The sequence below is a fragment of the Fusobacterium sp. genome (assembly GCF_032477075.1).
Lineage (GTDB): Bacteria > Fusobacteriota > Fusobacteriia > Fusobacteriales > Fusobacteriaceae > Fusobacterium_A.
The window spans coordinates 85,496-109,050 of record NZ_JAWDXO010000012.1 but is presented as its reverse complement, the minus strand read 5'-3'; the positions used below and the strand labels follow the sequence as shown (position 1 = coordinate 109,050).

Below are 23,555 nucleotides of genomic sequence, written 5' to 3'. Positions count from 1 at the left end.
CTTCTTGTCAGCTTTTTTTAATAAAAAAAGGTATAAAATACTAAGAATTTTTTCAAACCCTTCTGGTTCTAAAATTTTGATTCCATTTTTAGAGAAAATTTCATCTCAAAATATAGTAACTGACACAGAATATGAAAGTATTTCAAATTATGAATATTTGGAAAAGATGAGCTATACTTCATATATAAAACCAATATATTTTGAAAAGGATAAAACTAAAAAATTTAAAAATGATTTAAATAGAGTAGAAAATTTAATATATAATTCTTCTGAAAATAAGCTATTCAGAAAAGATGAATTAGAATTAAAGTTTCTGTACTCTAATAAAAATAATACAGTTCAATATTTTTGGAATCTTGAAACTAACAAAAAAAATTAAGTACAATGCGAGTTTTAGAATTCTATCAAATAAATCAAAAGAGAATATATCAAGCGATTATGGAAAACAATTAAGAATAAATAGAAGATTTAGGTAGAAGGTGCTTTTGTAGTTTTGAAAGGAGATTTGAAGTTATGAAAATTAAAAATTCGAAGTAAAAAAAGTGTTTTAAGAGAAATATGTCTGTTTTATATTGCTTACAACTTCAATAGATATTTAAACAAAAGCATAAATAATCGCTTAGGGACAACACTTCATTCATTAAAAGTAGCTTAGATAAATAAAAAATCATCTATTTCTTTTTTGATACTTAAAAATAAATATTAAAGTATAAACTAGTAGAAATCTATAAAATGGATTTCTATTTTTTCATAAAAAAATAAATATTGACAAATTAATAACAGAAAAAAAACAAATAAATTACAAAATACTTGTATAATGAAAGAAAAAAGACAGAGGGGAAATAAATATGGAGAAGCAATTACTGAAAAATGCAGTAATTTATACAATGGATGATGAAAAACCACAGGCTGAAAATATCTATATAGAAAATGGAAAAATAAAAAAAATAGATATGAATATTAATGAAATACCAGAAGGAACAAAAATTATTGATATGGAGGGAAAATGTCTGTTACCTGGATTTCATGATAGTCACATGCATATGCTGAATACAGGAATAAATCTTATAGAAGCAGTAGATCTCAAAAGTGCAGAATCAATTGATGATATAATAAAGTTCACAAAAGAGCATATTGAAAAAAATAATATCCCTGCTGGAAATTGGGTATTGGGATTTAACTGGAATCACGAGAAGCTGGAAGAGAAAAGAATGCCAGATAAAAATGATTTAGATAAAATATCTACAGAACATTATATTTTTTTGAAAAGAATCTGTATTCATATAGCCAGTGTGAATAGTAAAGTCTTGGAACTTTCTCTAAGTGATAAAAAAATACAGCTGGAAAATAAAAATATAGGTAAAGATAAAAATGGAAAACCTAATGGATTGATATATGAAGAAGTAATCAATGAATTTTTGGAAAAAAGACTTTCATATACTGTTGAAGAACTGGAAAATATAATGAAAAAAACTTTGAAGCTAATAGCAGCAAAAGGACTTACAGTAATACAGACAGATGATATGAACTTTTTTTCAAAGGATACAGACAGATTAAATATATTGCAGGCTTTTCAAAATCTTTATAACAAAGGAAAACTTCCTATAAGAATATTTGAGCAGTTACAGATAAGTGAATTTTCAACTTTACAGCTCCTTATGAAAAAAAGAGAAGAACTTGGAGAGAATGAATATTTTAATATAAAGACTGTAAAGGTTTTATTAGATGGTTCACTTGGAGGATGGACAGCAGCTCTAAATCATTCTTATGCTGATGCTCCTGATAAAACTGGAATATTAAATTTCAGTGATGAAGAACTTTATAAAATATGTGACTACTGTTACTCAAAGAAAATACAGATAGCCTGTCATGCTATTGGTGACAGAGCAATAGATCAAATTTTAAATATTATAGAAAAAATAAAAGAAAAATATAATAATATAGATTTAAGACCAAGAATTGTACACTGCCAGCTTCCTATTTACAGGCAGATAAAAAAAATGAAGGAATTAGAAGTGATTGCAGATATTCAGCCAATGTTTGTACCATCAGATTATGAACTAGCAGAAAAAAGAATTGATAAAAAATATAGAGATAATATTTATGCGTGGAAGATATTATTAAAAAATGGAATCTCTCTATCAGGAAGTTCAGATAGTCCAGTAGAAGATTTTGCACCACTTTCTGGAATAAGAGCAGCAGTTGAACGAACTACAGAGGATGGTAAACCTCTTGGAGGATGGAGACCTTTTGAAAAACTTACATTGAAAGAAGCATTGGAGTTATATACCACAGGTTCTGCTTATTCAATAGGGATGGAAAATATAATGGGAAAAATAAAAGAAGAATATTATGCTGATATAGTTGTACTCAATGAGGATATATATATAGCAGAAAATATAGACAGAATAAATATTGAAAAAATATTAGTAAATGGAAAATAATTAAAAAAGGAGAGGAATATGATATGGATATGATTATTTTTAATGGTAAAGGTTATACTATGGACAACAATAATTCTAGATTTACTGCTGTAAGTATAAAAGATGGATTGATTTATTCTGTTGGAAGTAATGAAGAGATTTTAAGAGAGAAAACTTCAAAAACCAAATTGATAGATGCCCAAGGAAAAATGATACTTCCAGGTTTTAATGACAGTCATATGCATCTTTTAAGTTATGGATACAGTTTGGAAATGGTGGATCTCAATGATTGTAAAAGTGTAAATGAAATGAAATCAAGGATAAGAAAATATATAACTGAAAATAAAATTGAGAAAGGACAATGGATAGAGGGAAGAGGATGGGATGATAATCTATTCCTAGATAAAAAAATGCCATCAGCAAAGGATTTTGATGAAGAATTTAAAGAATATTATATTGTGCTGACTCGAACTTGTGCTCAAGTTTCTGTAGTAAATACAAAAGTATTAAAATTGGCTGGGATATTTAAACACCCTGTTCAAATAGAAGGGGGAACTATTGAAATAGGTTGTAATGGAGATGCTACAGGAATTCTTACAGGGCTGGCTACAGAAATAGTATATAAAATAATTCCTAAATTGACAACTGAACAGATAGAAAGAGCTATTTTAAAAGCTTCAAACAAATATACAAGTTCAGGAATTACCTCTGTTCAAACAGATGACTTTGAACTTTTGAGAGCAGGAACATTTAGAGATATATTGAAAGTTTATTTTAAATTAGATAGGGAAAATAAACTTCCAATTCGTGTAAATCTTATGTTACATCTGGCTACTTTAGAAGAGATAAAAGATTTTATGACACTGGGATTAAAAAGTGGAGATGGAAGCCCATATTTTAAAATAGGTCCTTTTAAAACTATAATAGATGGTTCACTGGGTGTAAGAACAGCAGCATTGAGAGAACCATATTCAGATAATCCTGAAGATAGAAAAAATAATGCAGGAGAGATGTATCTTACAAAAAATGAATTAAGAGAACTTCATAACTATGCTTTTGAAAATGGTTTTCAATTAGTATCAGATGCCATTGGTGACAGAGCAATGAGAAGTATTTTAGATGTATATATAGAGATATTAGAGAAAAATAAGGGAAAAGATCTTCGTTTTGGAATAGATCATTGTCAGATAACAACTGAAGGGATAATAGAAGATTTTGTAAAATATAATATTATAGGAGGACTGGAATTTATATTTTTATCTTCAGATATTGATATGTTGGAAGATAGAGTAGGAGAAAAAAGAAGAAAGGAATCATATAATTTTAAAAAATTTTATGATTTAGGTTGTGTAATAGCTGCTGGTTCAGACAGCCCTGTTGAAGAATACAATCCTCTTCATGGGATATATGCAGCAGTGACAAGAAAAACATATAACTATCTTCCAGAGGGAGGATATAATCCAGAACAGAAAATAAGTGTAGAGCAGGGAATAAGAGCTTTTACAACAGGGCCAGCTTATGCAACATTTGAAGAGAATAAAAAAGGAAGTTTAGAGGTTGGAAAATATGCAGATATAGTTATTTTAGATGAAGATTTATATGAAGCAGAACCTGATCATATTAAAGATATAAAAATATTGAAGACTATCATAGGAGGGAAAATTGTTTTTGAAGCAGAATAAAAATGGTATGTTGCCAGATACTATTATTTATAATGGAAAATTTGTATCAATGAATGAAAGAGGAGATATTTATTCTTTGATAGGAATTAAAGATGGAAAGATTATAGAGGTTTCAAAGAATAATTTATTGGATGATAAATTAAGTTTTGGAGTAAATATTATAAATTTAGAAGGAAAAACAGTTCTTCCAGGATTTTATGACTGCAATGTTCATGCAGTACAAAATGGAATAGGGCATTATTGTATAAAAATTGAAACAAAAAAAAGAGGGGAGTTTTTAAAAAAACTACAGAAAACTGTGAAGGAATATAAAAAAAATCAGCTTATATGGTGTATAGGATTTAACTGGGAAGAGAAGGAAAGATTAAATCGTTGGGATTTAGACAGAATTTCTTCTCTCCACCCTATTGTTGTGAGCAAAGATGAAATACATTCTACTATTGTCAATACTTATGCCTATAATTTACTGGCAATTCCATCTACTCTCAATGGAGTAGTGAAAGATGAGAAAGGAATGCCTACAGGATATCTTTTTGGAGAGGCCAGTGGTTTTGCCAGAAAAAAAATACAGAAGCTTTTTATAAATTATAAAATGAAAGAGCAGGCTATGAAGATGACAGTGAATGAGGCATTAAGAAATGGAGTTACCACTCTGAATGCCATGGAAGGAGGAGCTTTTTTTGATGATGAGGATATAGAGATAGTACAGAAGTATGAGAAAAAAAATAAAATAGATATATCTATATATGCTCAAAATACAGATATAGAAAAAGCTGTAGAATTTGGTTTGGAAAAAATAGGAGGAAACTTTTATTTAGATGGAACTATTTCTTCTAAGACAGCAGCTCTCTATGAATCTTATGAAAATGAGCCAGAAAATTATGGGATTCTCTATTTTTCCCAGGAAGAATTAAATAAATTTGTATTAGATGCACATAAAAAAAACATGCAGATAGCTCTTTCCTGTATAGGAGAAAGAGCTATAGATCAAGCTTTAGAAGCCTACGAAAATGCGATTAAAAGTTATGGGAGAAAAAATCACAGACATAGACTGGAGCATTTTGTTCTTCCAAATGATGAACAGATAAAAAGAGCAGTACAATTAGGGATAATTTTTTCTATGCAACCAGGTTATGATAACAAATGGGGAGGAAAAAATGGAAAATATATCAAAAATATAGGTGAAAGATATAAAAGAGCTAATCCAATTGGAAAGGTTATCAAATTCGGGGGAGTTGTAGCAGGGGGATCAGAAAGTAATATAACACCTCTTTCACCTATTTATGGAATCTATAGTGCTGTAAATCATACTGAAGAGGAAAATAGAATAAATATAGATGAAGCTATTAAACTATATACTGTAAATGCTGCCTATGCTAATTTTGAAGAGGATAGAAAGGGAAAAATAGAAAGAGGTTTTGATGCAGATTTAGTTGTTTTAGACAAAGATATTTTAACTATAAAAAAAGAACAGATAAAAGATGTAAAGATATTAAAAACTATAAAATATGGTGAACTAGTATATGGATAAAACAAGAATAAATATATATCTTTTAAGTACTCCAAGAATAGAGATAGATGGCAGGGAGATATTTCATGAGATAAGCAGCAAAGGAGCAGGGCTTATTTTTTATCTGTGCATGAACAGCAAAAAGAAATTTTTTAAAAACATTCTAGCAGAAATTTTCTGGCCTGAATCTTCAGCAGAAAAATCAAGTTCAAACCTCAGACAGGTACTTTTTAATATAAAAAAGGTATTGGAGAAAAATGGAGTATTAAATCCTATGATTATTTCAGAAAAGGGAAAGTGTTTCATAAGTGAGGAGTTTGAACTTTGGATTGATGTAAAAGAGTTTTATAAAAATATAGATAATGGAATAAAAAATTCTGATGCAGCTCTTTTGAAGAAAGCTTCTGACTTATACGAACAGGGATTTTTTGAAGGATTTTTTGTAAAAGGAAGTGCTGTTCTTGATGAATGGATAATGTTTGAAAGAGAACACATATCAAGACTTCTTCAAGATGGGATCTATATGGCTGCGGAAGTATATGAAAAACAGGGAGAGATAGAAAAAGGGGAAAATTTATTAAAAAAACTTTTAAAAATAAATAATCTCACAGAAGAAACTCATCTGAAACTAATGGAGCTCTATTTAAAAAACAATGAAAGATACAAAGCTGTTCAACAGTATAATATCTGTGCAGAAATTTTGAGAAAGGAATTAAATATAAGTCCTTCACAGAAATTGAAAGAAATTTATGAAGAAATTATCAATACCAAAAACAGGGAACAAATTTTTCAGGAGGCTCTGCCAAAAAAATCTTCGGTCAAAGAGATAAAATTTTTTAATAACTATATTCTTGAAGAGGGGGCAGAGGTTCTTGAAACATTTCTGAAGAAACAAAAGGGGGAATATATATTTCTGCATACTGGAAATCAAATTTTTCAAATGTTAGAAGGAGAGGGAATATATAATCTTCTGGAAAAAATTATTTTTATAAAAGAGTACCACTATAAAAATTCAAAGGAAGAACTAGCAGTATTATTTCCAGAATTGGACAGTTCCCAAGAAAAGAAAGAGGAAAGTAGTGAAATAAAAATTTTTTATGTAATAAGAAAATTTCTGGAGGAAGCAGCAAATAAAAAGAATATAATAGCTGTTTTTAGAAATTTTATTGAATTAGATGAAAGGAGCAGAAAACTTTTTTATTATCTTTTTCAAAATGTGAAAAATGAAAAGCTAGTAATAGTAGGAACTTATAAAAAAAGTAGGGAAACAGAAAAAATTATAAATGCAGTAGAAAACAGGATAGGGGAGGAATTGTTATGGAAGAAAAAGGATTGAAAAAAGAACTGGGATTATTTCACGCAGTTTCAATAGTTGGTGGAATAATGATAGGTTCAGGAATATTTTATGTCAGTACTTTTGTTTTGCAAAGATCAGGAATGTCACCAGGATTTGCTATTTTAGCATGGTTGATAGCAGGATTGATGTCTTTGATGGCTGCTTTATGTTATGCTGAACTAGGAACATCTATTCCTAAATCAGGAGGAACATATACATATATATCAGAAGCATTCAGTCCAGCAGCTGGTTTTGCAATGGGACTTACAGATTTCTTTATATCACAATCAGGTTCAATCAGTGCTCTGGCAGTAGGTTTTGCCACATATTTCAGCACTATAGTAGGACTTACAGATACCCAGATAAAAATAATGGCAATTGTTATGATACTCGTACTTTCAGGAATTAATATGCTGGGAATAAAAGAAGGTGGAAATGTGCAGGGAATTTTTATGGTAGCGAAGCTTGTACCTATTGCATTAATAATAGTTCTTGGACTTGTAATGGGAGATGTTAATAATCCTATGACAATGGTACCAGGAGAAGGGAAAAGTGTAGTCACAGCTTTTGCTCTTTCAATAGTTGCTGCCCTCTGGGCATTTGATGGGTGGAGTTCTGTATACATAGTATCAGAAGAATTGAAAAATCCCAAGAAGGATCTTCCAAAAGCAGTAACAATAGGAGTAATAGGGGTGACTTTAATATATATACTATTTAATCTTGCTCTTTTAAAGACACTTCCTGCTGTAGATATTGCAGCTAATGATGCACCAGCAGCATTGGCAGCTACAAATTTAATTGGAAAATCAGGAGGACTTCTTGTGGCAATAGGAGCTCTTTTAGCAATATTTGGTTCATGTAACGGATGCATACTGGCATATCCTAGAGAGTATTATGCAATGGCTAGAGATAAGAGATTCTTTTCAGTGTTTGCTAAAATCAATCCTAAAACAGGAACACCTATCAATGCTCAAATAGCAACAGCAGTGGTTTCAAGTGTATTGATTTTATTTGGTACTTTTGAACAGCTGACAGCTCTTGTTGCGTTTTGTGCTTGGATATTCTATACAATGGGAGTTTCATCAGTATTTGTTTTGAGAAAAAAATATCCTAATCTTCCACGACCATATAAAGTAATAGGATATCCATTCTTGCCAATAATAACAATAGTTTTATCACTTGTTGTATTGATAGCTACTTTATATGAAGATCCTAAAAATTCTGTGATAGGTGTAGTGATCCCTATTATTGGTGTGGTCATATACTATCTATTCTTTAAAAAGAATGAAACAGGAAAATCAGTATTTGATGAAATTGATGAGTAATAATTAGTTGAAACATTAAAAGAAGTGACTGTTATATTTATAAGTAAGAGATATTTGTAACAGTCACTTTATTTTAAGTTAATTTTATAGTTTAGAGGGGAAATTTATCATTAAAACTGGAATTTAAATCCTACATAATAATTTCTCTCATATGCAGGGTCATATAAAAATTCATTAGTAGAAGAACTATATGAAACATAATCATAGTATTTTTTATCAAATACATTGTTTACTCCAGCATATAAATTAAGACTTTCAGTAGCTTTAAAGTTAGCTCTGATATTAGCTACAGCATGTGCATTTTTCTTTCCACCTTCATTATTGTTTGTAAGATAAGTTGCACTTTTATAAACAACATCTCCACCAATATTAAATCTTTCATTAAATGAATATAATACACCTAAAGATAATTTATGATTAGGAACATAAGCTATTCTTTTTCCATCTAATTTTTCTCCATTATCATCAGCTTTTTTTACTTTAGCATGTACATAATTATAGCTTTCAGTAAAAGTAAATTTACCTACATCTTGTTTAGCTGCAAGTTCAAAGCCATATCTTTCTGTTTTATCTAAATTTATATTTTCTATTGAATGTTGAGTATTAGATGCATGACCTGAACTTCTAATTTCATCATTTGTCAAAGTATAAAAAATAGCTCCATTTAATTCTGAAATTCCAAATGTATCCCTAAATCCTAACTCAAAAGTGTTATAAGTTTCAGAATCAAGATCATTGAAATAATATAGACCAGCTTTACTTGGATCTGGATGTGAAGTAGAATATCTGTTAGTGATTAAAGCAGGAGCAGGAGATGTGAATCCTCTTTCATACTTTAAATAAACATTACCAGTATCAGAATAAAGATAATTTACTGCTAATTCAACAGCAAAATTATCTGCATCTTTTGTACTTCCACCAAGATCTACTTTCTTTCCAGAACTTTTTCTTTTCATATCATAATCAGCTTTTTCATATCTAAATCCTTGAATAAATTCAAAATCCTGATATTTATATGTATTTAACACAAAACCACTAATAGATTCTTTAGTAGCTTTTAAATCAATGTTAGTCATTGGTATTTTAGTACCCATTTTTTCCATATACATATTCTGTTTTCTGTGCAGTTCATTATCCAAATATTCTAAACCAAAAATAATATTGCTGTCATTTCCATACTTGTATTTTAATTTTGCTGTTGCACCTTTTTTCTCATCATCAAAAGCAGCTTTCATATTCATACCACTTTTAGCAGTAACCATTTTATAGTGCATATCAGTATCCTGGAAATAACCTATTAAATTTAATTCCATATTATCACTTATTTTTCCAGCATATTCTAATGAAAATTCATCTTTATCTCTATCCCATTTATCAATATCACCAGAACTTTTTCCACTTTGTTTTCTATCACTTTCTATTTGAGACTTAGTCAATGAATTAGGAATTTCAGATTCACTATCATATTTTGAATATCTAAAAATAATGCTATGGTCATCAGATATATCATATCTCAATTTAGTATTAAAATGATTCGAATCTTCTTCATTATATTTTCTGTATCCTTTTATTTCATTTCTTGTATAGGCTAAATCTATATCAAGTTTTCCAATTGTATGTCCAGCAGATACTTCATAGGTATTTCCTCTGTAGTTTCCATAACTGTATCCAGCAGTAGCTCTAGGACCAGTTTGCTTTTTAGTAATGACATTTATTACTCCACCAGAAGTACCACTTCCATAGAGGACTGCTCCTCCTCCAGGAATTATTTCTATTCTCTCTATCTGGCTGATAGATATTGTATTTACAGGAGTACCAACATGAGAAGTATCAGAAGCATTGGCACGAATACCATCAACAAGAAGTTGGACATTAGTCATAGCTTTTGCCATTCCTTGCCCTCTCATATCAATTACAGGCATTCCCATTTGATACTGTACATTAACAGCTGGAACATCTTTTAAAGCGTCTTCAATTGAAGGATAATGTTTTTCTTCAATTGTTTCACTTACAACAATAGTGGGATTACTTGCTACATCCCTTACAGTAGTTTCAAAACCTGTACTAGAATAAATAACTGTATTGCCTAGATTTATTCCTTCTACATTTTCAGAATTTGAACTAGCAAAAATTGTAGTTGAAATTAATAATGAGTGTAAAGCTAATTTTTTTAAATTCATTTCTTTCTCCTTATCTTTCCATAGAAATATAGAAAATTTGTGATGTTGTACATTTTTACTTTGAACAAAAGTAAAGCTGAATTCCCCTCAATCATCATTTTTAGTTATAGCTTAGTAAATCAAACTAAATTAATATATGAACTTATAAAATGAAGTTATCTTTTTTATGATAATATTTTTATTTTATTTTGTCAACAAATATTTTGTATATAATAATATTTGTAAAACAAGATAAAAATATTAAGATAAATATGTGATATATCTATAAATGAATATGATCTTAAGAATAGTTATAAAGCTATACTTGATAAGCATATTTAAAAAAGGTATAATTATAAAAATGGAATTATTAGGAGGAATAAAATATGGAATTAAGAGTTTTACGTTATTTTGTTGCTGTGGCTAGAGAAGAAAGTATAACAAGAGCAGCAGAGCTTTTACATGTAACACAACCTACTCTTTCAAGACAACTTATGGAATTAGAAGAAGAATTAGGAAAAAAATTATTTATTCGAGGAAGCAGAAAACTTACTTTGACAGACGAAGGAGCTCTTCTAAGAAAAAGAGCAGAAGAAATAATTGAGCTAGTAGAAAAAACAGAAACAGAAATTATAACTTCTGATGAAGTCATAAATGGGGACATTTATATAGGTGGAGGAGAAACAGATGCCATGAGAATAATTGCTCAAACAGCAAAAAAGTTGCAAGAGGAATATCCTCATATAAGATATCATATATTTAGTGGAAATGCAGAGGATGTTACACAACGATTGGATAAAGGGTTATTGGATTTTGGAATATTAATAGAGCCAGCTGATATAAAAAAATATGAATATATTAAACTCCCTGCAACAGATATATGGGGATTATTAATGAGAAAGGATAGTTCATTAGCGTCATATAATACAATAAAACCAGAAAATTTGTGGAATATTCCACTTTTATGTTCTAGGCAATCAATGGTTGGAAAAGAAATTTCAAAATGGATAGGTTTAGATTATAATAAGCTGAATATTGTAACAACATACAATTTAGTTTATAATGCTTCTCTTATGGTAGAAGAAGGTATTGGGTATGCATTGAGCCTTGATAAATTAGTAAATACTACTGGAAATAGTGTTTTATGTTTTAAACCATTAGAACCTAAATTAGAGGTTGGATTAAATATTGTATGGAAAAAATCTCAAATATTTTCTAAAGCAGCTAAAAAATTTTTAGAAAGATTAGAGATGGAAATATAAAAATTAGATATTCAATAAAAAGAAGAATCATGAATTTTAAAAGAAAATATTATCAAAATTTTATATGTATATCATCAAAAATAAATAATTGTAATAGAAATTTTTTATAAAAATAAAATTTCTGAAAAAAGAAGAACCCATATATTAAAAAATGATTATTTAAAAACTTATGGGTTCTTTGATAGGATATTTTAATATTAAGAGAATTATTTTTCAACTTTCTTTACTATATTCAGTTGATATAACTCTGTATTCATATATAATTCATTGTAATCAAAAAGTTCTCCATTTGATAAATAGGTAACATTTGATAATTTTAGAATAGGTGTTTTAGAAGAAATTTTTAACTTTTCAGCTATACTCTCAGGAGGAAATATAGGAGTTATATTTTGATATGAAATAGAAATTTCCATTCCATGTTTTTTTGCATATTCATATTTAGAACCTTCCAATATTTTCACAGACATCTCAGGGTGTTTAGATATTTCCATATATGTCTTTTCAAAGAGAATAGGGTCATTATCAGCAAATCTAATTCTTTCAATATAATAAATTTTTTCAGTAGGTTTTAATCCCATTATTCTTCCAATATGTTCTCCAACTTTTGCAATATGAAAAGTTTCTACTATTGACCATGGTTTTTTCCCCATATCAAGAATATCTTCAGTAAAACTTTTAAGAAGGGGAGAACGCTTTAAAGTATTTTCTTTTGATACAAAAGATCCTTTTCCCTGTATTCTGTATATGATACCTTTATATGCCAGATTACTTAATGCCTGACGAACTGTAACTCTGGAGCAGTTAAACTTTTCAGATAGTTCTGCTTCTGTAGGAAGAATATCATTAACCTTATAATGGTTACTTTGTATTCCTTCAACTATATAACTCTCAATCAATTGATATTTTGAAACTTTTTTATCTTCCATAATATACCCTCCTTTTTCTTATTTACAACTTTAAAAAAAATAATACAAGTTTTATATAATGTATAATACAACATATAATTTGTATTGACAAGTTATTTTTTATGAATTATAATCAATTTAACTAGAGTATGTCAATAAATAAGGTACATAAATAAAATGTGGAGGTTGATTATGGAAGGGAAAGTTAGTTTAAAAGACAATATTTTTGGCTTAGGGCAGCAATTAGGTAAAGCTATTATGATGCCTATTTCAATTTTACCAGTAGCAGGACTTTTACTTGGTATTTCTGCTGCATTATCATCAGGAGCAGTAATAAAAGCTTATTCTGTTTTAGATAATGCTGTTTTACAGGGATTACTTAAATTAATGAATGCTGTAGGAAATGGAGTTTTTGCTGCATTGCCATTAATTTTTGCTGTTGGTATAGCTGCTGGATTAGCAAAAAATGAAAAGGGGTCTGCTGGTCTTTCAGCAGTTGTTGGTTATTTTGTTCTTTTAACAGGAACAGGGGCATTTATGAGTATTTTTGGAAAAGAAGCTCCTGCTGGTGCAGATATACGTCTTTATGGACAAGCTGTACAGTTTGGAATAAAAACTCTTAATATGAATGTTTTTGGAGGAGTTTTAGCTGGTATTGTAACTGGAATTGTCCATAACAAGTACTATAAAACTAAACTTCCTGATGTATTAGCTTTCTTTGGAGGATCAAGATTTGTTCCAATAGTTAATACAGTTGTATTTATGTTTATATCTTTAATCATGGTTTTTGTTTGGCCAGCAATAGCAGCTATGATTGCTTATTTTGGAGTTCTTACTCAAGGATTAGGAATATTTGGAGCATTTATGTATGGACTTGTTCTTAGAGGATTCTATGTTTTAGGTCTTCATCATGTATTCTATCTTCCATTCTGGACTACAGCTGCTGGAGGAACTCTAGAAGTTGGAGGAAAGGTTATTGAAGGATGGCAGAGTATATTTCTTGCACAACTAGCTGATCACGATACAGTTCATTATTTTTCAAATATAGCTTTATATAATAGTGGAAGATACTTCCATATGATATTTACAATGCCTGCTATATGTTTAGCTATGTATACTGCTATTCCAAAAGGACCAAAAAGAAAGGCAACATTTGGATTTTTACTTTCAATAGGACTTACAAGTTTTTTAACTGGGGTTACTGAACCAATATCATTTGCTTTATTATTTGCTTCACCTTTACTTTTTGTGGCAGAAGCAGTTTCTTTTGCAATATCTTTTGTTATTGCAGCAATAGCTAAAATTACAATAGGGTCTACTTTCTCAGCTGGATTAGTTGAATTTTTATTATTTGGAGTATTCCAAGGAAATTCTAAAACTAATTATATCTGGATACTTATTCTTGGAATCCCAATATTTATAGTAAATTATCTGTTATTTAAATTCTTAATAGAAAAATTAAACGCTAAAACACCTGGAAGAGAAGATGATGAAGAACAAGAAAAAGGACTGAAAGGAAAATATACTTCTGGAGAAGCTAAAACAATAATAGAAGCTTTGGGAGGAATGGGAAATATTTCTGACATTGATAATTGTGCAACAAGATTAAGAGTTACAGTAAAAAAATTAGATGTTGTAAATATTGATTTATTAAAACAAACAGGGGCACATAATGTTGTTACTAGAGGAAAAAATCTTCAAATAATTTATGGGCCAACAGTAAATCTTATCAGAACAGAAATTGATGAATATGTTGCTACATTGTAAAATATAATAATATAAGGATAGTGATTTTATGAATGATAAGAATAAAAAAATAATAGAAGATATAAAAAATGGTTTGATATTATCATGCCAAGTAAAAAAAACAGATCCTCTTTATCTTCCAGAGATAATAGAAAAACTAGTGGCATGTGGTGAATGGGGAGATGCCTGTGGATATAGAATAGATACCCCTGAAAACATAGCTAGAATAAGAAAAATTACTAATAAACCTATAATAGGTCTGTGGAAGATAAATATTGATACAGAAGATGTTTTTATTACTCCAAGTATGAAAGAGGTTGATGAAATAGTAAAAGCTGGAGCTGATATTGTAGCAGTTGATGCTACAAATAGAATAAATAGTTATGGCAGAAAAGCTTATGAACTTATTTCAGAGATAAAAGAAAAATATCCAGATTTATTAATACTTGCTGATATAAGAAATGCTGAAGAAGCAAGAGAGGCTTTAAAAATGGGAGCACATATGGTTGCTCCAACATTATATAGATTTAATGATAATCCAAAATCTACAGACTCTCCAGACTTTGAAGAATTGGCAAGAATTACAGAATTTTGTGAAGGATTAGGACTTGTAATTATGGAAGGAAAAATAGCTTCTCCTGAAGAGGCTGTTCAAAGTCTTTATCTTGGAGCTCATGCTGTTGTAATTGGAAGTGCAATCACAAGACCTCATCTGGCAACATTGAGATTTACAAGTGTTATGAATAAATATAAAAGGAAAATTCCATTAAAATATTAGATAGGCTGGTGAAAAGTTATGAACAAATATAAAATATTATGGAGTGATATGCACAGCAATCTGCATCATGAAAGCATAGATAAGTTGCCTTTATGGTTTGAGCAAGTAAAGGATATTTTTGATTTCTGGCCATTTGCATATTATCCATATTATATGAGAAAAGATGAGTGTGGATTGGGAGTAGAGGATATTTATCCTATGGATAAAGTACAAGCTGATTGGGAATATATAAGAAAATTTACTGAAAAAGTAAATGAAGAAGGGTTTCCTATGTTCATAGGGTATGAATGGCAGGGGGCAGGAAAAGATGGAGATCATAATGTTTTCTTTTTGAAAAATGATCAAAATCCATATTTTCCTCTTAGATATTTAGAGCTTGAAAAAAACTTTAGAGAGGTTGATTGTATAGCTATTCCTCATCACTTGGCTTATGAGCTTGGTCATAGAGGAAAAAACTGGGAGACACATAATGATAAGTTTTCACCATTTGTAGAAATTTATTCATCACATGGTTCTAGTGAAAATGATGAAAGTCAATTTACAATGGACAGACATATTCACATGGGCCCTAGAACAGGAGTAACAGCTGTAGAAAAAGGATGGGAGAAAGGACATCAATTTGGAGTTATAGCTTCAGGTGATAATCATTCTGTTCCTGGAGTTTATGGATTTGGATATATTGCTGTGTTGGCTGAGGATAATACAAAGGAAAGTATCTGGGATGCCTTTATAAATAAAAGAGTCTATGGAGTAAGCAAAGATAGAATAAAAGTAGATTTTTTAATAGATGATACGGTTATGGGGGGAAGTGTAACTCCAAGAAAAGACTCTAAGCTTGTACTGAATGTAGAAGCTTCAAATTCAATAGACAGAATAGAAATCATAGAAGACAATATAACAGCTGAAATGATTCCTCATACTTCAACATGGGAAAAAGAATCTCTTGGTAAAATTGTTCAATTTAAATTTAAAGCAGATTTTGGATGGGGTCCAGATAGAAGAATATTTCCTGATATAAAATCAAGAAACTGGAGTGGTTCACTTTCAACAGAAGGGAAAATTTTATCTATTGAAAAATGTTGGAGTAATTTTGGTCAACGTCTATATGATGTGACAGACAGCAGTTGTAAATTTGATTTGACTTCATATAAAACAACAGCTACAGGAAAATGGATGGGACCCAGTGCAGTAACTACAGAAGGATTTATATTTGAAATATCAGCTCCTATTGATAGTTTTATTATTCTTACAGTTGATGGAAAAGAATATAAGTTTGAAGTAAAAGAATTATTTGAATCTTCTAGATTGATACCATTACTAGAAGAAGCAGAAGAACTTTTAAAGGAAAACTTTAACTTTACAGAGTACTACAGAACTGATCCTTGGTGGCATAATGCCTACAAAATAAAACTTTCCAAAGCTGTTCCTGTTTCAGGATACACAAGAAGAATAGAAAAAACTATAGATACTACCAACATTTCAAATGTTAGAGTAAGAATATGGCAGAAAGATGGTGGAGCTGCATGGAGTTCACCTATATTTGTAAAATAAAGGAGGCTATCAGTCAAAGATGAATGTTATATATATAAATACACATGACAGTGGAAGAATGATGAGTCCTTATGGATATGATATTCCAACTGAAAATCTAAAAAAACTAGCAAAAGACTCTGTAGTCTTTACAAATGCTTTTTGTGCAGGGCCAACTTGTTCTCCAAGCAGAGCTGCTCTTTTAACAGGAACTTTTCCACATCAAAATGGGATGCTTGGATTAGCTCAAAGAGGATTTTCACTTTACAACCCTGAAAGGCATTTAGCTAACTTTTTAAAAGATAATGGATACAATACTTGCTTATGTGGAATACAGCATGAATATGGGTGGTATCTAGATTTAGAAAAAAATGGACTTCATAATTTAGGATATAAAGAAATAATTACAACTGATTCCAAACCATTTAAAAAAGAAGAACTTCATTTATGGGATAGAAATAATGCTGCTGAAGTGGTGAAATGGCTTGATAACTATAATGAAGAAAAACCATTTTTATTATCTTTTGGGATGCACAGCACTCACAGACCTTATCCAGTAGAAGTAGCTGAGTTTATAGATGAAAGATATGTAGTTCCTCCTTATCCAATTACAAGTAATGAAGAAAACAGACATGATCATGCTCAATATATGACAACAGCTCATTATGCAGATGAAAATGTAAAAATGATAGTAGATGCTTTAAAGAGAAATAACCTTTATAAAAATTCTATTATAATTTTTACTACGGATCATGGACTGGCACTTCCATTTAATAAGTGCAATCTTACAGATACTGGAATAGGAGTTTCATTGATAATGAAAGTTCCCAAAGCAGATTCTAATGGAAAAGTTGTGGATAGTCTGGTTTCACAAATAGATGTATTTCCTACATTGTGTGAACTTCTTAATTTAAATAAACCTGATTATCTGGAAGGAAAGTCTTTTGCTGAAGCTTTTGTCAATAATAAGGCTTTGCTTGATGAATATATATTTGCTGAAATCAATTTTCATACATCATACGAACCTGTGAGATGTGTAAGAACAAAACGTTACAAATATATAAAATATTATGATGAAACTTGGAACAAAGTTAATCTTTCAAATATGGATGAGTCTGTACCTAAAGATTTTCTTATGAATAATGGATTAAGAGAAAAAGTTAAGTATAGAGAAGGGCTTTTTGACCTCTATTATGATCCAACAGAAAGAAATAATCTTGTAGATGATATTAAATATAAAGAAATTTTGGAAAATCTAAGAAAAGTATTACTTGAAAAGCAGATTAAAACTGATGATCCCATTTTAAAAGGAGCACTTGAGATAAAAAAAGGATATAAGGTAAATAAAGTAGAGTGTGAAACTGCTTCAAGTAAAAATAAAGATGATTATGTTTCATATAATTAAAAAATAAAAATTTTTGGAAGGCTATAGGCAATTAAAACTGTCTATAGCTTTTTTATTAAGCAAGGATAATGATTTATTAACAAAGATTATATTATAAAAATTATTACTTAATAAATATTAAGGAAAATTTATAGTGGTATATAAAAAATATACTAGTTTATGAAATTAGGATAAGGAAGAACTATTAATCTCCTTTAAAAAATGATACAATTAAAATTATGAATATAATAATTCAAAATAACTGGGGTGGGATATGTCTGATATAAATTTATTTGAAATAAAAAATGGAGTGAAAGAATTAAGTCAAAGTGCAGTAGTATTAGAAAAAGAAATTCAAAATTTAATTGAAAACAATATGGAAACGTTTTTTGGAATTAGATTTTTACAAAGTGAGTATTCTATAACTAATGGAAGAATGGATAGTTTAGGAATAGATGAAAATAATTGTCCAGTTATATTTGAATATAAAAGAAGCAGAGATGAAAATGTTATTAATCAAGGATTATTTTATTTAGACTGGTTATTGGATCATAAGGCAGATTTTCAAATATTGGTTATGGAAAAATTAGGTATTGAGATTGCGAAAAATATAGATTGGTCTGCACCTTGTGTTATCTGTATTGCTAAGGAATTTACTAAATATGATGAACATGCAGTTAATCAAATGCAAAAAAATATAAAATTAGTAAAATATAATAAATTTGAAGATAATCTTCTTCTTTTTGAACATATAAATGCTCCCATGGCAAAACCTATAAAAGAGAAGATAATTACAAATAAAGAAAGTATAAAAGAATGTGATATAGAAGAAAAAATAAAAAAGTCTCCTAAAAATATACAAGAACTATATTTTTCAATAAAGGATTATATATTGTCAAAAGGAGATGATATTTCTGAAAATAAATTAAAACTTTATGTAGCTTTTAAAAAAGTTAAAAATATTGTTTGTTTGCAACTTTATAAAAAAGAGATAGTTTTATATTTGAAATTAAATCCAGACAAAGAAGTATTAATAGAAGGACTTACAAGAGATGTAAGAAATATAGGACATTGGGGAACAGGAGATTTTGAAATAACTATAAAAAATATAGAAGATTATGAAAAAGCTAAAGTGTATTTAGATAAAGTTTATGATATAAATTAAAAAAATAGTTACAAAAAATCATTTTATTTTAATAAAATTTATCTATAAAACTGATAAAATTTTTGAATTCAAAATTATATATACATAGTTTATCCATTGTTTTTAATTAATATATTTAAAATATATATAATAAAATAAAGATAAAAGTTTGATTTTTAAAATTTAGTATGTTAGAATAAGTTACAAAATGATTTTTTTATTTGAAAATATAGTTGTTGGAGCACATAAAAATGGAAAAAAAATATATTGTAGGAAATGCAAAAACTAATCTAGATAATCCTATAACTAAAAATTATAATAGATTCTTTCTAGCATTTATAGTTTCAGAAAAGGATGATATAATTCTGGAAACAGAGGTATCCTCTATCTTAAAAATAACTAATTCTTTTGTGAAAGAGATATTTGTAGGGAAAAATTTTATAAAAGATCAAGATAAAATAATAGCAGAAGTTGAAAGAACTTATTTAGGAAGTTCACAAAAGTCAATAATAGTTGCATATAAAGATGCGATAAAAAAATATATAAAGTCTAAGAATTAAAACACTTGTTTACGGTTAAACATTTAAGTAAGTAAGGTCTAAAATTCTACCATTTCTTTTTGAATGTGTAAATTTTAGACCTTTTTTATTTATAAAACACAGAGGAGGGATTTTATGATATTTGGATTACCAGCATTAATAGGTTTTTTACCATTAGTTATTTATTTGTATCTTGCATTTAAGGGAAAAAATCTGCTTTCAACAGTTATCATCTGCGTTTTAGTGGGAGCAGTTTTGACTGGACAGACACCAGTAAGCTTATCAAATGAAATAGCAAATGGACTTAAGTCATTTTTAGGACTTATTGGATTTATTATCATGATGGGAGCAGGATTAGGAGAAGTATTGACTGAAACAAAAGTTGCCAGAAATCTAGTAGAAATACTGATAAAAAAAGTGGGAATAAAAAGTCAGAATCAAGCTATAATAGTGACTATGGGAACTTCAACTCTGTTAGTTTCTCTTTTAGGAACATTGGCAGGTGCAAATGCTATGATAGCACCAATTTTGATACCAATAGTTGCAAGTTTTGGATTGACACCTAATGCACTGGCAGTTATTCTTCATGGTGCTGGAGCATGTGGATTATTTTTAGGACCATTTGTTCCCCCAGTAATTACATTAATGGGGCTTACAGGACTTACATATGGAGCATATCTGGCTAATGTGGGGGTACCAGTAGCTATTCTTGTGCTTATAACTACTTATTATACTGGAAAAAAAGTACAGAAGCAGTATGAAGGAATTGAAATGTATTCAGCAGAAGATATGGATAAGGATGAAGAATTTGTATCTACACCTGAGATAAATAAAGCAACAATAGTGTTTGCTGTAGTGATGATAGGGATGCTTGCATATGGTATATATGCAAAAGCAGGAGCAGCGTATGCAATTGTAGTTATGCTTGCAGTGGCTTTTACAACAGGGTTAGCAGCAGGAAGAAGTATGATGGATATTATTGGAAGTCTGACAAAAGGAGCAACAAGAATGTTTTGGCTGTTTTTCATGTTTGTATTATATGATCCATTTCTGAAATTTGTAACAATGACAGGAGCATTTACTACATTGGGAGATATGCTGAAACCATTGATAGAAGTAAGTGGAGATATTGGTTTCATAATAATAAGTACGCTTGTAGGAATATTTGGAGTATCAGGTGCAGCTGTTGCACAATCAGTTGTATTAAATGACTTATTTAAAAATATAGTTATGGATATAAATCTTCCTATGACAATATGGGGAACTGTACTTTTGATAGGATCACAGATAACATCTTTTGCTTATCCAACTGGAGATATGATAGGACAGATGGGATTGGCGCGTTCAAAAGATTTAAAAAGTATGATAAGAAATGGAATGTCAATAACAATAGTAATGGTAATATATGTAATAATAAGAGCAATTATTTATTCGATTTAAAATAAAATTCGGAGGGATTGAATAATGGAGAAAAGAATAAGAGAAATAATAAGTGAAAATAGTGGGATAACTGGAATAATAATAAGAGATTCTTTTGGAAAGACAATTATGATAAATGAAGAAAAGGTATTTCCATCAGCAAGTCTAATAAAACTTTTTATTCTCATGGCATTGAAGAAGGAGGATTATAATAAAAAGATAAAATTAAAAAAGGATGTTAAAGTTGGAGGATGTGGAGTATTAAAAGTAATGGAAGATGGACTTCCTCTTACTATAAAGGATATAGCTTATCTTATGATATGTCTCAGTGATAATACAGCAACAAATATACTGATAGATTATATTGGAATGGAAAGAATAAATGAGAACATAAAAGAAAATGGATTTGTAAAAACTATTTTAGGAAGAAAGATGATGGATACAAAAGCTAGAGAAGCTGGAAAAGATAATTTTACTACTCCTAAGGATGTTTTAGGAGTATTGGAAATATTATGTAAGAATCCAGATGATTTAGATATGTTAAGAAATCAGGCATATAGTAGTAAGATACCTCTTTATTTTCCAAGAGAAGTAGATTTTGCTCATAAAACAGGAGAGCTTATGTATATAGAACATGATGCTGGAAGATTATTCTTTGATGGAGGATGGGTGGATATTATAATTCTTACAAAGGATTTAGAGAAAAATGAAGATGGAATCAAAATAAATAGTTTAATAGGGAAAGTAATTTTTGATAACTATTGTAAATAGAAAACTGGAGGAGCAATGGTATTTGATTTAGTTATAAAAAATGGAAAAGTTGTTTTTGGAGGAGAAAAAGCAGCTGAAAATGTAAATATAGGAATAACTGGAGATAGAATAACTGAGATATCATCGGAAAAATTAGAAGGAAAAAAAGTAATAGATGCTTCTGGAAAAATCGTTTCACCAGGATTTATAGATCCACATTGTCATTCTGATTTAGCAGCATTTTTTTCCGAAGAAATGACAAGTAAAATACTTCAGGGAGTGACAACTGAAGTAAGTGGTAACTGTGGAATAGGGATATCTCCAGCAGGAGAAGAATATAATAATGAGTTTAAACAATATGTAAAAGATCATTTTGTATTGCCAGAAGATAATACTGAATTGGAAAATATAAAAAGTATGAAAGATTTAAAAGAAGCAATAAATAGAAAAGGATTTATTACAAATCAGGCTTATCTTGTAGGAACTGGTTGTATAAGAGTAGACAGTGTAGGATTCAGTACTAAAAAATTAAATGAAGATGAGATGAACAATATGTTGGAAGTCTTAGAAAAAGAACTTCAGGAGGGGGCATATGGAGTATCTTTTGGACTTGTATATCAACCAGGAAATTTTATGGATAAAAATGAAATTACTGAAATATTAAAAACTACAGCTAAATATAATAAAACAGCTTCTTTTCATATAAGAAATGAAGGAGAAAATGTTGTAGAATCTATAAAAGAAGTACTGGAATGTGCTGAAAAAAGCAAGTGCAAAGTAAATATCTCGCATTTGAAAATAATGGATAGAAGATTTTGGGGGAAATCAGATGATATTTTGAAGTTGATAATAGAAGCAAGAGAAAAAGGGCTTGATATAACATATGATCAATATCCATATACAGCAACTTCTACTACTCTTATGGTACTTATTCCTGAAAAAATATTTGATGGAGATGTAAAAAAATTCATTGATAGGATAGATACTCTTACCGAAGATGAAAAAAATGATATCATGGATATTGTTTATAAAAGAGGGGGAATATCTAATATATTAATATCTAATAGTTTTCTTTCAGAGAATAAATTTTCTGGAAAAACAGTTTTGGAAATAGTAGAAGAAACTAAAATGAAAGATGTAGAAACAATTCTCTATCTTATAAGAGAAAGTGCTGGAAGGGCAAAAGCAATATATTTTTCTATAGGAGAAGAAGATATGTATAATTTTATGAATACTTCTATAGGAGTAATAGGAAGTGATGGAAGTTCAGTACCAGTTGAAAAAATTCAAAAATTTGGTATTCCACATCCAAGAAACTTTGCAACTTTTCCTAAATTTATAAGAATAAATAGAGAAAGAAAAATGTTTAGCATTGAGGAAATGATAAATAAAATAACTTCTAAAACTGCTGATATCTTTTCTATAAAAGAAAGGGGAAGAATAGAAAAAGGATATTTTGCAGATATAACTATATTTGATTATGAAAAGATTGAAGATAAAGCTGGATTTGAAAATCCTTTCATAAAATCTGAAGGAATAGAATATGTTATAGTTAATGGAAAAATAGCAGTTAAAAATGGAGTATTCACTGGAGAAAGATCAGGAAAGTGTATTTAATTAAGAAATATTTTGCCCAAATAATTTCAGACCCTATTATATTTTT

Annotated in this window: 17 protein-coding genes and 1 pseudogene; 16 read left to right on the top strand and 2 right to left on the bottom strand. The window is 29.2% G+C overall.

Annotation, left to right across the window (positions count from 1 at the left end; genetic code table 11):
* Positions 1–46 precede the first annotated feature (46 nt).
* From E6771_RS07025 to E6771_RS07000, 6 genes and pseudogenes are all read left to right on the top strand, one after another.
* Positions 47–655: pseudogene (locus E6771_RS07025) on the top strand (transposase); the annotation flags it as partial.
* A 193-nt stretch (positions 656–848) separates the two neighbouring features.
* Positions 849–2,444: an amidohydrolase gene (locus E6771_RS07020; protein WP_316090517.1), complete on the top strand. Its 1,596-nt coding sequence runs from the start codon at positions 849–851 to the stop codon at positions 2,442–2,444.
* Between the two features lie 23 nt (positions 2,445–2,467).
* Complete coding sequence (locus tag E6771_RS07015; RefSeq protein WP_316090516.1) at positions 2,468–4,105, top strand: amidohydrolase; 1,638 nt, start codon at positions 2,468–2,470, stop codon at positions 4,103–4,105.
* The gene (locus tag E6771_RS07010; protein WP_316090515.1) at positions 4,086–5,636 is read left to right on the top strand and encodes an amidohydrolase; all 1,551 of its coding nucleotides are present in this window, start codon (positions 4,086–4,088) and stop codon (positions 5,634–5,636) included. The genes E6771_RS07015 and E6771_RS07010 overlap by 20 nt, the downstream gene beginning before the upstream one ends.
* On the top strand, positions 5,629–6,951 hold the full coding sequence (locus tag E6771_RS07005; RefSeq protein ID WP_316090514.1) for a bacterial transcriptional activator domain-containing protein: 1,323 nt from the start codon (positions 5,629–5,631) through the stop codon (positions 6,949–6,951). The genes E6771_RS07010 and E6771_RS07005 overlap by 8 nt, the downstream gene beginning before the upstream one ends.
* Positions 6,933–8,276, top strand: a complete 1,344-nt coding sequence (locus E6771_RS07000) for an APC family permease (RefSeq protein ID WP_316090513.1) — start codon at positions 6,933–6,935, stop codon at positions 8,274–8,276. The genes E6771_RS07005 and E6771_RS07000 overlap by 19 nt, the downstream gene beginning before the upstream one ends.
* 110 nt (positions 8,277–8,386) lie before the next feature.
* Here E6771_RS07000 and E6771_RS06995 read toward each other — a convergent pair whose 3' ends face one another.
* On the bottom strand, positions 8,387–10,456 hold the full coding sequence (locus E6771_RS06995) for a TonB-dependent receptor (RefSeq protein WP_316090512.1): 2,070 nt from the start codon (positions 10,454–10,456) through the stop codon (positions 8,387–8,389).
* A 365-nt stretch (positions 10,457–10,821) separates the two neighbouring features.
* On the opposite strand from E6771_RS06995, the gene E6771_RS06990 reads away from it, so the two are divergent.
* Positions 10,822–11,697 carry a LysR family transcriptional regulator gene (locus E6771_RS06990; RefSeq protein ID WP_316090511.1) on the top strand — a complete coding sequence of 292 codons (876 nt, stop codon included), beginning with the start codon at positions 10,822–10,824 and terminating at the stop codon, positions 11,695–11,697.
* 206 nt (positions 11,698–11,903) lie between these two features.
* Here the strand turns inward: E6771_RS06990 and E6771_RS06985 are convergent, their stop codons facing one another.
* A complete protein-coding gene (locus tag E6771_RS06985) occupies positions 11,904–12,623 on the bottom strand; it encodes a GntR family transcriptional regulator (RefSeq protein WP_316090510.1) in 720 nt (239 codons plus the stop codon).
* A 171-nt stretch (positions 12,624–12,794) separates the two neighbouring features.
* Between E6771_RS06985 and E6771_RS06980 the strand changes: the two genes are divergently transcribed.
* The 9 genes from E6771_RS06980 to E6771_RS06940 all read left to right on the top strand — a co-directional run bounded on the left by E6771_RS06980 (position 12,795) and on the right by E6771_RS06940 (position 23,509).
* Positions 12,795–14,369 (top strand): PTS transporter subunit EIIC, encoded by a 1,575-nt coding sequence (locus E6771_RS06980; RefSeq protein WP_316090509.1) that lies wholly within the window; start codon positions 12,795–12,797, stop codon positions 14,367–14,369.
* Positions 14,370–14,397: 28 nt separating this feature from the next.
* Entirely contained in the window at positions 14,398–15,126 is a 729-nt protein-coding gene (locus E6771_RS06975; protein ID WP_316090508.1) for a putative N-acetylmannosamine-6-phosphate 2-epimerase, read from the top strand.
* An 18-nt stretch (positions 15,127–15,144) separates the two neighbouring features.
* Positions 15,145–16,677 (top strand): DUF3604 domain-containing protein, encoded by a 1,533-nt coding sequence (locus E6771_RS06970; protein WP_316090507.1) that lies wholly within the window; start codon positions 15,145–15,147, stop codon positions 16,675–16,677.
* Between the two features lie 19 nt (positions 16,678–16,696).
* Positions 16,697–18,061: a sulfatase gene (locus E6771_RS06965; protein ID WP_316090505.1), complete on the top strand. Its 1,365-nt coding sequence runs from the start codon at positions 16,697–16,699 to the stop codon at positions 18,059–18,061.
* Between the two features lie 253 nt (positions 18,062–18,314).
* Positions 18,315–19,205, top strand: coding sequence for an endonuclease NucS domain-containing protein (locus E6771_RS06960; protein WP_316090504.1), 891 nt, complete (start codon positions 18,315–18,317; stop codon positions 19,203–19,205).
* A 230-nt stretch (positions 19,206–19,435) separates the two neighbouring features.
* A complete protein-coding gene (locus E6771_RS06955; protein WP_316090503.1) occupies positions 19,436–19,744 on the top strand; it encodes a DUF3870 domain-containing protein in 309 nt (102 codons plus the stop codon).
* 114 nt (positions 19,745–19,858) lie between these two features.
* The gene (locus E6771_RS06950; protein ID WP_316090502.1) at positions 19,859–21,163 is read left to right on the top strand and encodes a Na+/H+ antiporter NhaC family protein; all 1,305 of its coding nucleotides are present in this window, start codon (positions 19,859–19,861) and stop codon (positions 21,161–21,163) included.
* A gap of 24 nt (positions 21,164–21,187) precedes the next feature.
* The gene (locus E6771_RS06945) at positions 21,188–21,913 is read left to right on the top strand and encodes a serine hydrolase (protein ID WP_316090501.1); all 726 of its coding nucleotides are present in this window, start codon (positions 21,188–21,190) and stop codon (positions 21,911–21,913) included.
* Positions 21,914–21,928: 15 nt separating this feature from the next.
* Positions 21,929–23,509: an N-acyl-D-amino-acid deacylase family protein gene (locus tag E6771_RS06940; protein ID WP_316090500.1), complete on the top strand. Its 1,581-nt coding sequence runs from the start codon at positions 21,929–21,931 to the stop codon at positions 23,507–23,509.
* Positions 23,510–23,555: the final 46 nt, after the last annotated feature.

Excerpts from the sequence above, each read along its gene's own strand:
- E6771_RS07020 (WP_316090517.1), top strand. The coding sequence starts at position 849 with ATGGAGAAGCAATTACTGAAAAATGCAGTAATTTATACAATGGATGAT.
- E6771_RS07015 (WP_316090516.1), top strand. The coding sequence starts at position 2,468 with ATGGATATGATTATTTTTAATGGTAAAGGTTATACTATGGACAACAAT.
- E6771_RS07005 (WP_316090514.1), top strand. The coding sequence starts at position 5,629 with ATGGATAAAACAAGAATAAATATATATCTTTTAAGTACTCCAAGAATA.
- E6771_RS07000 (WP_316090513.1), top strand. The coding sequence starts at position 6,933 with ATGGAAGAAAAAGGATTGAAAAAAGAACTGGGATTATTTCACGCAGTT.
- E6771_RS06995 (WP_316090512.1), bottom strand. The coding sequence starts at position 10,456 with ATGAATTTAAAAAAATTAGCTTTACACTCATTATTAATTTCAACTACA.
- E6771_RS06990 (WP_316090511.1), top strand. The coding sequence starts at position 10,822 with ATGGAATTAAGAGTTTTACGTTATTTTGTTGCTGTGGCTAGAGAAGAA.
- E6771_RS06985 (WP_316090510.1), bottom strand. The coding sequence starts at position 12,623 with ATGGAAGATAAAAAAGTTTCAAAATATCAATTGATTGAGAGTTATATA.
- E6771_RS06980 (WP_316090509.1), top strand. The coding sequence starts at position 12,795 with ATGGAAGGGAAAGTTAGTTTAAAAGACAATATTTTTGGCTTAGGGCAG.
- E6771_RS06975 (WP_316090508.1), top strand. The coding sequence starts at position 14,398 with ATGAATGATAAGAATAAAAAAATAATAGAAGATATAAAAAATGGTTTG.
- E6771_RS06970 (WP_316090507.1), top strand. The coding sequence starts at position 15,145 with ATGAACAAATATAAAATATTATGGAGTGATATGCACAGCAATCTGCAT.
- E6771_RS06965 (WP_316090505.1), top strand. The coding sequence starts at position 16,697 with ATGAATGTTATATATATAAATACACATGACAGTGGAAGAATGATGAGT.
- E6771_RS06960 (WP_316090504.1), top strand. The coding sequence starts at position 18,315 with ATGTCTGATATAAATTTATTTGAAATAAAAAATGGAGTGAAAGAATTA.
- E6771_RS06955 (WP_316090503.1), top strand. The coding sequence starts at position 19,436 with ATGGAAAAAAAATATATTGTAGGAAATGCAAAAACTAATCTAGATAAT.
- E6771_RS06950 (WP_316090502.1), top strand. The coding sequence starts at position 19,859 with ATGATATTTGGATTACCAGCATTAATAGGTTTTTTACCATTAGTTATT.
- E6771_RS06945 (WP_316090501.1), top strand. The coding sequence starts at position 21,188 with ATGGAGAAAAGAATAAGAGAAATAATAAGTGAAAATAGTGGGATAACT.
- E6771_RS06940 (WP_316090500.1), top strand. The coding sequence starts at position 21,929 with ATGGTATTTGATTTAGTTATAAAAAATGGAAAAGTTGTTTTTGGAGGA.